Source organism: Tessaracoccus sp. ZS01 (assembly GCF_022342445.1).
Classification (GTDB): Bacteria; Actinomycetota; Actinomycetes; order Propionibacteriales; family Propionibacteriaceae; genus Arachnia.
Genome location: NZ_PQFE01000017.1, coordinates 53713 through 62865, shown reverse-complemented (window position 1 = coordinate 62865; position 9153 = coordinate 53713). Strand labels below are relative to the sequence as shown.

The following is a 9153-nucleotide window of genomic DNA, read 5'->3' as shown; positions in this document are numbered from 1 at the left end:
GCCATGCCCGGAGCGGGGGTGGGCGAACTGTCGACGGTGGACGACAGCCCCTGCTCGTCGTCGCAGGTGTAATCGTTGTCGAGGTCGTCGCACTGGTCTGTGCCGGTGATCACGATGGTCTCGGTGGCGGTTGGGGCGGGCGTGGGCTGTGGCGTGCTGGGGTCCGCGTCTGGGCTGGCGCTCACCGTCGGGGCCACCACGATGATGGGCTCCATGTCGGGAGTGGGCGAGACTGCCGGCGAGGTGACGGCCGGCGCGGGTGTGGGGGATGCGGCGGAGGCCAGCAGCCCCCCGCCGACTGCGGCTACACCGAACGCGGCCGCCGCGAGCCAGGTGGTGGAGGTTTTGAGAGCCATCTGAATACTCCTTCGAAGTGGTTGTTGAGACCATCACACCGGTCGCAGATGAGGGGAACCACGCGGGAATCGTGAGAGGTTTCTCATGCGTGACGGGCTTCGTCACGAGGGCACGCCGGTCGCCACCGCGTGAGCGCCCGGTCCGGGCTCAGGGCAGGATAGGGACATGATCTCCCAGCAACCCGACCTCGTCGCCAAGGTGACGCTGCGGGCGCGCTTGATCACCACGATGGTGCTGCTCGCGGGGCTGGCGCTGCTGACGTCCGGCGCCATCGTCGCCGTGCTGCAGCACCGTGCCATCCACAGCGGTGTCGACGACCAACTGATGCGCACGCGCGACGAACTCCGCGTGCTCGCAACGGAGGGCATCGACCCCGCCACCGGCCAGTCCTTCGCCGGGCCGTCGGAGCTGCTGCACACCTTCCTGGCCCGAACCGTGATCGGCGAGGCCGAGGGGGAGTTGGCCGTCGTGGACGGCCAGGTGCGCTGGGTGGCTTCGACGGACGTGCCGCTGCGTCCCGAGAACGACGAGGAACTCGTCAGCCACCTGATGCCCATGGCCGCCGGCAGCCAGATCCTCATCGACACCGTCCGCACCGCCGACAGGCACTACCGCGTGCTCGTGGCGCCCGTCCAGTACCCCGCGTCGACGGGTGCGCTGGTGCACGTCTACGACCTCGACCTCGTGGAGGCGGAACTGCGCCGCACGATGACGCTGTACGCCGTGGTCGCCGTCGGCACCGTGCTGCTGTTGGTGCTCGTCGCCTGGATCTCCGTGGGCAGGCTGCTGCGGCCCATCGAGGAACTGCGCAAGGCCGCGGAATCGATCGACGAGCGCGACCTCACGTCGCGGGTGCCGGTGCGCGGCCGCGACGACCTCACCGCCCTGTCCAGCACCATCAACCGGATGCTCGACCGCGTCCAGCGCTCCGTCGAGGGCCAGCGCCAGCTGCTCGACGACGTGGGCCACGAACTCCGCACGCCCATCACCGTGGTGCGCGGCCACATGGAACTCGTCGACCCCGACGACCCCGTCGACGTGCGGGAGACGCGGGACCTCGTCATCGACGAGGCCGACCGGATGGGCGTGCTCGTCAACGACATGCTGATGCTGGCGAAGGCCACGGAGTCAGACTTCGTGCAGCCCCGCTGGTTCGACGTGGCGACACTGACGGACCAGGTGCTGGAGAAGGCACGGGCGCTGGGCGACCGCGCGTGGCGGCTCGAGCGCATCGCCTCGGCCGAGGCGTTCCTCGACCCGGGCCGCATGACGCAGGCCTGGCTGCAACTGGCCGCCAACGCCGTCAAATACTCCGACGCCGGCTCGGCCATCACGCTGGGTTCGGCGCTCGAGCGCGGTGAGGTGCTGCTGTGGGTCCGCGACGAGGGCATCGGCATCGAGCCCGATCAGCTGGACGTGGTCCGGCAGCGCTTCGGTCGCAGCCGCGTAGGGGCGGCCCACGCACAGGGCGCGGGGCTGGGGCTCAGTATCGTCGAGTCGATCATGGCCGCTCACGGTGGCCGCCTGGACATCGAATCGACGGTGGGCGTCGGCTCCCGGTTCACCCTCGTGCTGCCGCTCGGTCCGGTGGAACCCGCCGAACTCGAACCGACCCTCAAGATGGAGAGCTTATGAGCACGATCCTGATCATCGAGGACGAGACCCGCATCGCCGGATTCATCGCCAAGGGGCTGAAGGCGGCGGGCTTCACCTCCCACACCACCGCGTCGGGGTCCGAAGGCGCCACGCTGGCGGTGCACGGCAATTTCGACCTGGTGATCCTCGACGTCGGCCTGCCGGACATCGACGGCTTCGAGGTGCTCGAACAGATCCGTGGGCAGGGGGTCGCCGTGCCGGTGATCATGCTGACGGCACGCTCCTCCGTCGCTGACCGCGTGGCCGGGCTCGAGGGCGGCGCTGACGACTACATGCCCAAGCCGTTCTCGTTCGAGGAACTGCTGGCGCGGATCCGGCTGCGGTTGCGCACCGAGTCGCCCCAGCCGGCCGGGCAGAGCGTGACGCAGTTGTCGCACAACGGACTGGTGCTGGATTTCAGGACGCGCAAGGCTCAGGTGGACGGCGAGTGGGTGGACCTGTCCGCCCGCGAATTCACGCTGGCGGAGACGTTCCTGCGCAACCCTGGGCAGGTGATGAGCCGCGAGCAGCTGCTGAGCAATGTGTGGGGCTTCGACTTCGACCCGGGCAGCAACGTCGTCGACGTCTACGTCCGATACCTGCGGGGCAAGCTGGGCAAGGACCGCTTCGAGACGGTCCGCGGGATGGGCTACCGGCTGGCGTGACGGCTAGTACAGCTAGTCGTCGTCGTCGTCATCCACGTCGTCGTCATCGTCGTCATCGGTGGTCGGGGCCGGTGCCGGCCTGACCGGGGGCGCGGGCGTGACGGGCTGCGGAGCCACGGTCGTCCGGGTGGGCGCGGGAGTCGTCGTCGCGGGCGTCGACGCGGTGGTGGGCGTCGGGCTGACCTCCGGTGTCGCAGTGGCCGCGTCGACGGTGGGGCTGGGCGTCGGCGAAGGGCTGGGAGTCGTCGTCGTGCTGCCCGGGGACGGCACGGCGGTGACCACGATGGCCGGCTCCGCTGGCGGTTGCGCGAGAGGCGCGGCGAGCGCGACCACCAGCCAGCCCACGAGCAGACCGGCCACGACGGCAGCGGCCACCAGCCCGGCCGTCACCCCGCGCTTCCTGTCCATGCACTTGCCTCCTGCCTCTAGTGAAGGGTGCCAGGATGAAGGGGAGCGGAACGGCAGATGAGAAGACTCTCATCTGCCGTTGTGGCTGCGGTCCTCAGCGGCTGCGGCTCAGAGCCCTTCGCGCTTCGGGATGGTGAGCACCAGGGGCTTGTTGACCTCGGCGAAGAAGTCGTTGCCCTTGTCGTCGACCACGATGAACGCCGGGAAGTCCTGCACGTCGATCTTCCAGATCGCCTCCATGCCGAGCTCCTCGTATTCGACGACCTCGACGTGCTTGATGCAGTCCTGTGCCAGCCGGGCGGCGGGGCCGCCGATCGAGCCCAGGTAGAAGCCGCCGTGCGTGTCGCATGCGTCGGTGACGGCCTGCGAGCGGTTGCCCTTGGCGAGCATCACCATGGAGCCGCCGGCTGCCTGGAACTGGTCGACGTAGGAGTCCATCCGCCCGGCGGTGGTGGGCCCGAACGAGCCGGATGCCATGCCGGTGGGGGTCTTCGCCGGACCGGCGTAGTAGACGGGGTGGTCCTTCAGGTACTGCGGCATCTCCTCGCCCGCGTCGAGGCGTTCCTTGATCTTGGCGTGGGCGATGTCGCGCGCGACGATCAGCGGGCCGGTCAGCGACAGGCGGGTCTTCACGGGGTGCTTGGACAGCTCGGCCAGCACGTCTGTCATGGGCCGGTTCAGGTCGATGCGCACGACGGCGCCCTTCCCCGTGCCGGTCACTCCGTCGGTCTCAGCGTCGAGATCCTCATCGACGTGGTCCGGCATGAAGCGGGCGGGTTCGGTCTCGAGCTGCTCGATGAACACGCCCTCAGGCGTGATCTTGCCGAGGCACTGCCGGTCGGCGGAGCACGACACCGCGATCGCCACCGGGAGCGACGCGCCGTGGCGCGGCAGGCGGATGACCCGCACGTCGTGGCAGAAGTACTTGCCGCCGAACTGGGCGCCGATGCCCATCTTGCGGGTGAGTTCCAGCACCTCCTGCTCGAGTTCGACGTCGCGGAAGCCGTGCGCTTCGATGGAGCCCGTCGTCGGGAGGGTGTCGAGGTACTTGGCGGAGGCGTACTTGGCGGTCTTCATCGCGAACTCGGCCGACGTGCCGCCGACGACGATCGCCAGGTGGTACGGCGGGCAGGCCGCGGTGCCGAGCGAGCGCAGCTTCTCCTCGAGGAACTTCATCATCGAGTCGGGGTTCAGGATGGCCTTGGTCTCCTGGTAGAGGTAGCTCTTGTTCGCGGAGCCGCCGCCCTTGGCCATGAAGAGGAACTTGTAGCCGGTCTCGTGCCCGGGCGCGGTGTCGGCGTAGAGCTCGATCTGCGCGGGCAGGTTGCTGCCGGTGTTGCGCTCCTCCCACATGGTGATGGGCGCGTTCTGGGAGTAGCGCAGGTTCAGCTTGGTGTAAGCGTTGTAGACGCCCAGCGACAGCGGCTTCTCGTCGGTGCCCTCGGTCAGCACCTGCTGGCCACGCTTGCCCATGATGATCGCGGTGCCGGTGTCCTGGCACATGGGCAGGATGCCGCCGGCGGCGATGTTGGCGTTCTTGAGCAGGTCGAGCGCCACGAACTTGTCGTTGGCGGAGGCCTCTGGGTCGTCCATGATGGTGCGCAGCTGCTGCAGGTGGGCCGGCCGCAGGTAGTGCGCGATGTCGTGCATCGCCGTCTCTGCGAGCAGCGTCAGCGCTTCCGGTGCGACCTTCAGGAACTGGCGTCCCTCGGGTCCCTCGACCACCTCGACACCCTCATGGGTGAGGAGACGGTAGGGGGTGTCGTCGCCCCCGATGGGCAGCATGTCTGCGTAGCCAAACTCCGGCATCGGACCTCCTTGTAAAGCAATCGATTCAGTCTCCCACGCACGATTTCGTGGGTTAGCGTGGGGGTATGTTGTCACTGAGCGGGAAGCGTGCCCTCGTCACCGGCGCCAGCAAGGGCATCGGGTTCGCGACGGCGAAGTTGTTGCGCCACATGGGTGCCGAGGTGACCATCGCCGCGCGCACCGAAGAGGACCTGCGTGTGGCTGCTGACCAGATCGGCGCCCGCTGGGTGGTGGCGGACGTCTCCACGATCGACGGTGTGCGCGCCGCCGTCGAGGCCGCCGGGGAGGTCGACATCCTGGTGTCGAACGCCGGCGGACCCCCGCCCGGCCTGCCGTCGGAGGTCACCGACGAGGGGTGGCACGCGGGTTTCGAGACCACCTTCATGTCGACGGCCCGGCTCGTCGACGCGGTGTTGCCGGGCATGCGCTCCCACGGCTGGGGCAGGGTGATCGCGATCACGTCGCTGACGGTGGGTCGCCCGTCGCTGACGCTGCCGGTGAGCAACGCCATGCGGGCGGCGGTCACCAATCATCTGCGCACACTGGCGCTCGAGGTGGGCGCCGACGGGGTGACCTGCAACACGGTGGCGCCCGGGTACACGGCCACGGACCGGCTCAAGCGGCTGCACACTGATCCCGAGGCGGCGGACGAGATCCGGCACAAGATCCCGGCGCGTCGCTTCGGCGAGCCCGAGGAGGTCGCGGCGGCGGTGGCGTTCCTCGCCTCCGAGGAGGCGGCCTACATCACCGGCCAGGAGATCCTGGTCGACGGTGGCTACTCCATCTGACGGGGGGCGGATCGGCGAGTCTAGGCTGAGGGGATGGACGAGCACCTGACAGAGCGCCAGAAGGCAGCGCGCATCCGCGCGGAGCTGAACGCGAGCCACGCCCGCAATGAGGCCGCCCGCGCAAAGGTGCTCATCGACGAGTTCCTCGTCGCTGCCCGGGAACAAGGTCTGGCGCCCCGCCCGCTGAAGGCCGTCACGCTGGACGGGCACACCGTCAAGACGGACAAGACCGGCTGGTACCTGCGCACCAACCACTCCGTCGCCGTCGACACCGAGGGCAACTACTACTCGCTCACGGTTCCCGGAGGGTTGATGTCGCGGTTCACGGGCGTGAAGTTGCAGCCGCAGTTGGCGCCGCTGGTCATCGGCCGCGGCGGCCGCGACGGTGAGACGGGCGACCTCAAGGAGTTCCTCGCCTGGGTGCTCGACGGCCACATCCCGCAGGCCTGACCGCGCGTCGTCGCCCCGCCGTCGTCGCCCCGCCACCGCGCTGGGCAGAGTGAAGTTGTGCACCAAGTCCGCTGCACAACTCAACAACGCTTGGGTGGGTCCGGCAGCCCGTAAGCTCGACGGCGTGACGAAGCGGATCTGGTGGGGCACCTGGCCCGGCGCGCTGGCGCTCGGGCTCCTGTCGCTGCTGCTGGTGCTGCCCGGGGCGCTCGCCGGGCTGCTGACGCTGCTGATCCCTGACACGGGCGGCGCCGGCGTGGACTTCGCCGTGGAAGAGGTGCCGCTCTGGCACCGCGTCTTCGGGATCATCTCCCTCGCCGCGGCCGTGGTGTTGCCGTTCCTGACGGTGCGTTGGGCCCGCCGCACCTGGCTCGGCTACGTCCTGCTCGCGCTGGGCCTGAGCTTCGTCTTCGGCGCCATCGGGCTGGGTCTCTTCGGCGTTGTCTGACGCAGCCCGGCGTGAGGGACAATGGACGCATGGGTTTGCTGGATTTCCTGGGGAAGCGCTCCGACGACGGGCTGAGCATCGATGAGACGCTGCTGGCACTGAGCAGGGGTGCCGTCCTGATCGACGTGCGCACCAAGGTCGAATACGAGGCGGGTCACGCACCCGGCGCGCGCCCGGTGGACACCGGGGCCCTCCACGACAACCCGGTGGACGCCATCCACGGCGACGACCCGCTGGCGGAGCGCGATGCGGCCATCATCGTCATGTGCGACACGGGGCTGCGTTCCTCCTTCATGGCCGCCCTGCTCCGTGAGAAGGGCCTCCTGGCCGAATCCGTGAGCGGTGGGTTGCGCGCCTGGGCCAAGGACGGCAACCCCGTGTTACCCGGTCCGTACCGGGGCCGGCGATGAAGCGGCTGTTGGGGCTCCTGGCCGGCGCGGCCGCGGGCACCCTCGTGTCCGCCGGGGCGGCGTCGTACCTGATGGGCCGGCGCGAGATCGTCCGCCACGTCAACGACTACCGCATCCACTGGGGCGAGTCCCGCGACGGCGGCGAGGACGCCCTGCGCTACGTGGCGCTCGGCGACTCCGCGGCCCAGGGCGTGGGGGCATCCCAGGTGGACCACGGCTATGTGCCGCGGATCGGGCGCAAGCTCGCCGAGGTGACCGGCCGCGAGGTGCTGATCACCAACCTGTCGGTGAGCGGCGCGACCAGCGCCGACGTCGTGCGCGACCAGCTGCCGCAGTTCCGCGACCTCCCCTTCACCCCGGATCTGGTGACCCTCGACATCGGCGGCAACGACGTCGTGTTCCCCGGCCATTCGCCCGCGTCCTTCGAGGCGAACATGGACGTGGTCCTCGCGGCGCTGCCGGAGGGTTCCTTCGTCGCCGACGTGCCGTGGTTCATGGTTCCGGTGTTGGGCCGCCAGTCGCAGAAGATGGCCGCCGTCGCGTCGATCCTCATCGAGCGCCACAAGCACCACCTGGTGCCGCTGCACCGCGCCACCCGCGAGGCGGGAACCTGGCGCTACCACCGCTACACCGCGGGGGACTGGTTCCACCCCAACGACCTCGGCTACGAGGGGTGGGCCGACGCCTACTGGACCGCCATCGAGGCCAGCGGGGTCGTCGAGAAGCTGCAGTCGACGGATTGAGCGGCCCTTCCCGCCGCGTCGGGCGGTTTGGGATCGGCAGCCCGCAGCCGGTAGTCTGGCTCCTTGGCTGACCCCAGGTCAGTTTTGCCCTCCTGCCGCGGGACAGACTCGCGGCCGTTAGTCCGAAGGAGGTGGGGCTGAAGCATGCGCAAGTACGAGGTTATGGTGCTCATCGACTCAGATGTCGACGAGCGTCAGGTCCCCGCGCTGGTCGAGAAGCATCTCGAAGTCATCACCAAGGGTGGTGGCACCGTCGACAACCAGGACATCTGGGGACGTCGTCGGCTCGCATACGACATCAACAAGAAGTCCGAGGCTATTTACGCCGTCCTGCAGGTTACTGCGGATCCGGCGACCGTTGCTGAGATGGATCGCCTGATGACCATCGACGAGCGGGTTGTGCGCACCAAGGTGCTGCGCCGCGAGGACTGAGTTTTCCACAGCAAAAAAACTGAGTGGAAAATTGTCGGCGCCACCGGCCAAAGTGGTAGACAGATAGATTTTCACTCAGACCTCGACGGCAAGGCCCAGGCTGCGTCGTCACCAAGTCCGAACTTATCGGAGGCATCAGAATCATGGCAGGCGAAACCCAGATCACGGTGATCGGAAACCTCACCGCAGATCCCGAGCTCCGCTTCACGCCCAACGGCGCAGCGGTGGCCAACTTCAGGATTGCGTCGACACCCCGTGTGCTCGACCGTCAGTCCAACGAGTGGCGGGACGGCGAGGCGTTGTTCCTCAGCTGCTCCGTGTGGCGCCAGTACGCCGAGAATGTGGCCGAAACCCTTCGCAAGGGTATGCAGGTCATCATTCAGGGCCGTCTGAAGTCGCGTACGTATGACGACCGTGAGGGAGTCAAGCGCACCGTCTTCGAGATCGATGTCGACGAGGTCGGACCCACCCTCCGCTTCTCAACTGCAACCGTCACCCGCTCCGGCAGTGGTGGCGGCGGCGGTGGTGGCCAGTGGCAGGGTAACCAGGGTGGTGGCAACACCGGTGGTGGTCAGGGTAGCCCGCAGGGCGATCCGTGGGCCAGCTCCGGCAACGCCGGAGGCGGCAACCGCGGCGGGAATGACCCGTGGGCGCAGTCGCAGCCGGAAGAGCCCCCGTTCTGATCCATCGCTTATCTAGCTCCCATGGGCTAGCTGGCACATTCCGTCGCAAGACGGGCTTTCAGTAATAGAAGGAGAGCACCACAATGGCCGGTCCACAGCGCAAGTCTGTGAACAAGAAGAAGATCATGCCGGTGAAGACGACCCGCGTCGCCAACATCGACTACAAGGACATCAACACGCTCAAGAAGTTCATCTCTGAGCGTGGCAAGATCCGTGCCCGTCGCGTCACTGGCCTTTCGGTCCAGGACCAGCGCAAGATCGCCATCGCCGTGAAGAACGCGCGCGAAGTCGCTCTGCTGCCGTACGCGTCGACCGCCCGCTGATC

The 9153-nt window shown here is 68.2% G+C and carries 12 protein-coding genes and 1 pseudogene; 10 read left to right on the top strand and 3 right to left on the bottom strand.

All coding sequences use genetic code 11. The features are described 5' to 3' along the window. Nucleotides 1–356 (bottom strand): annotated as a pseudogene (locus C3E87_RS12590) (hypothetical protein); the annotation flags it as partial. Nucleotides 357–522: 166 nt separating this feature from the next. On the opposite strand from C3E87_RS12590, the gene C3E87_RS12585 reads away from it, so the two are divergent. Then, complete coding sequence (locus C3E87_RS12585) at nucleotides 523–1992, top strand: cell wall metabolism sensor histidine kinase WalK (protein WP_076063444.1); 1470 nt, start codon at nucleotides 523–525, stop codon at nucleotides 1990–1992. Further along, nucleotides 1989–2657 carry a response regulator transcription factor gene (locus C3E87_RS12580; RefSeq protein ID WP_076063442.1) on the top strand — a complete coding sequence of 223 codons (669 nt, stop codon included), beginning with the start codon at nucleotides 1989–1991 and terminating at the stop codon, nucleotides 2655–2657. The genes C3E87_RS12585 and C3E87_RS12580 overlap by 4 nt, the downstream gene beginning before the upstream one ends. Before the next feature lie 12 nt (nucleotides 2658–2669). Here C3E87_RS12580 and C3E87_RS12575 read toward each other — a convergent pair whose 3' ends face one another. After that, nucleotides 2670–3065, bottom strand: a complete 396-nt coding sequence (locus C3E87_RS12575) for a hypothetical protein (protein ID WP_076063439.1) — start codon at nucleotides 3063–3065, stop codon at nucleotides 2670–2672. 108 nt (nucleotides 3066–3173) lie between these two features. Continuing rightward, entirely contained in the window at nucleotides 3174–4874 is a 1701-nt protein-coding gene (locus C3E87_RS12570; RefSeq protein WP_076063437.1) for a fumarate hydratase, read from the bottom strand. A 65-nt stretch (nucleotides 4875–4939) separates the two neighbouring features. Between C3E87_RS12570 and C3E87_RS12565 the strand changes: the two genes are divergently transcribed. The 8 genes from C3E87_RS12565 (at nucleotide 4940) to rpsR (ending at nucleotide 9151) form a co-directional block, all read left to right on the top strand. Continuing rightward, on the top strand, nucleotides 4940–5662 hold the full coding sequence (locus C3E87_RS12565) for an SDR family oxidoreductase (protein ID WP_076063434.1): 723 nt from the start codon (nucleotides 4940–4942) through the stop codon (nucleotides 5660–5662). Between the two features lie 33 nt (nucleotides 5663–5695). Continuing rightward, nucleotides 5696–6112 (top strand): hypothetical protein, encoded by a 417-nt coding sequence (locus tag C3E87_RS12560; RefSeq protein ID WP_076063433.1) that lies wholly within the window; start codon nucleotides 5696–5698, stop codon nucleotides 6110–6112. A 124-nt stretch (nucleotides 6113–6236) separates the two neighbouring features. Then, nucleotides 6237–6560 (top strand): hypothetical protein, encoded by a 324-nt coding sequence (locus C3E87_RS12555; protein ID WP_143571039.1) that lies wholly within the window; start codon nucleotides 6237–6239, stop codon nucleotides 6558–6560. A 29-nt stretch (nucleotides 6561–6589) separates the two neighbouring features. Then, nucleotides 6590–6970: a rhodanese-like domain-containing protein gene (locus tag C3E87_RS12550; RefSeq protein ID WP_076063429.1), complete on the top strand. Its 381-nt coding sequence runs from the start codon at nucleotides 6590–6592 to the stop codon at nucleotides 6968–6970. Continuing rightward, entirely contained in the window at nucleotides 6967–7713 is a 747-nt protein-coding gene (locus C3E87_RS12545; RefSeq protein ID WP_076063427.1) for an SGNH/GDSL hydrolase family protein, read from the top strand. The genes C3E87_RS12550 and C3E87_RS12545 overlap by 4 nt, the downstream gene beginning before the upstream one ends. Nucleotides 7714–7857: 144 nt before the next feature. Continuing rightward, nucleotides 7858–8145 carry a 30S ribosomal protein S6 gene (gene rpsF, locus C3E87_RS12540; RefSeq protein ID WP_076063424.1) on the top strand — a complete coding sequence of 96 codons (288 nt, stop codon included), beginning with the start codon at nucleotides 7858–7860 and terminating at the stop codon, nucleotides 8143–8145. A 143-nt stretch (nucleotides 8146–8288) separates the two neighbouring features. Then, nucleotides 8289–8828, top strand: a complete 540-nt coding sequence (locus C3E87_RS12535) for a single-stranded DNA-binding protein (protein WP_076063422.1) — start codon at nucleotides 8289–8291, stop codon at nucleotides 8826–8828. 83 nt (nucleotides 8829–8911) lie between these two features. Further along, on the top strand, nucleotides 8912–9151 hold the full coding sequence (gene rpsR, locus C3E87_RS12530) for a 30S ribosomal protein S18 (RefSeq protein WP_076063420.1): 240 nt from the start codon (nucleotides 8912–8914) through the stop codon (nucleotides 9149–9151). Nucleotides 9152–9153: the final 2 nt, after the last annotated feature.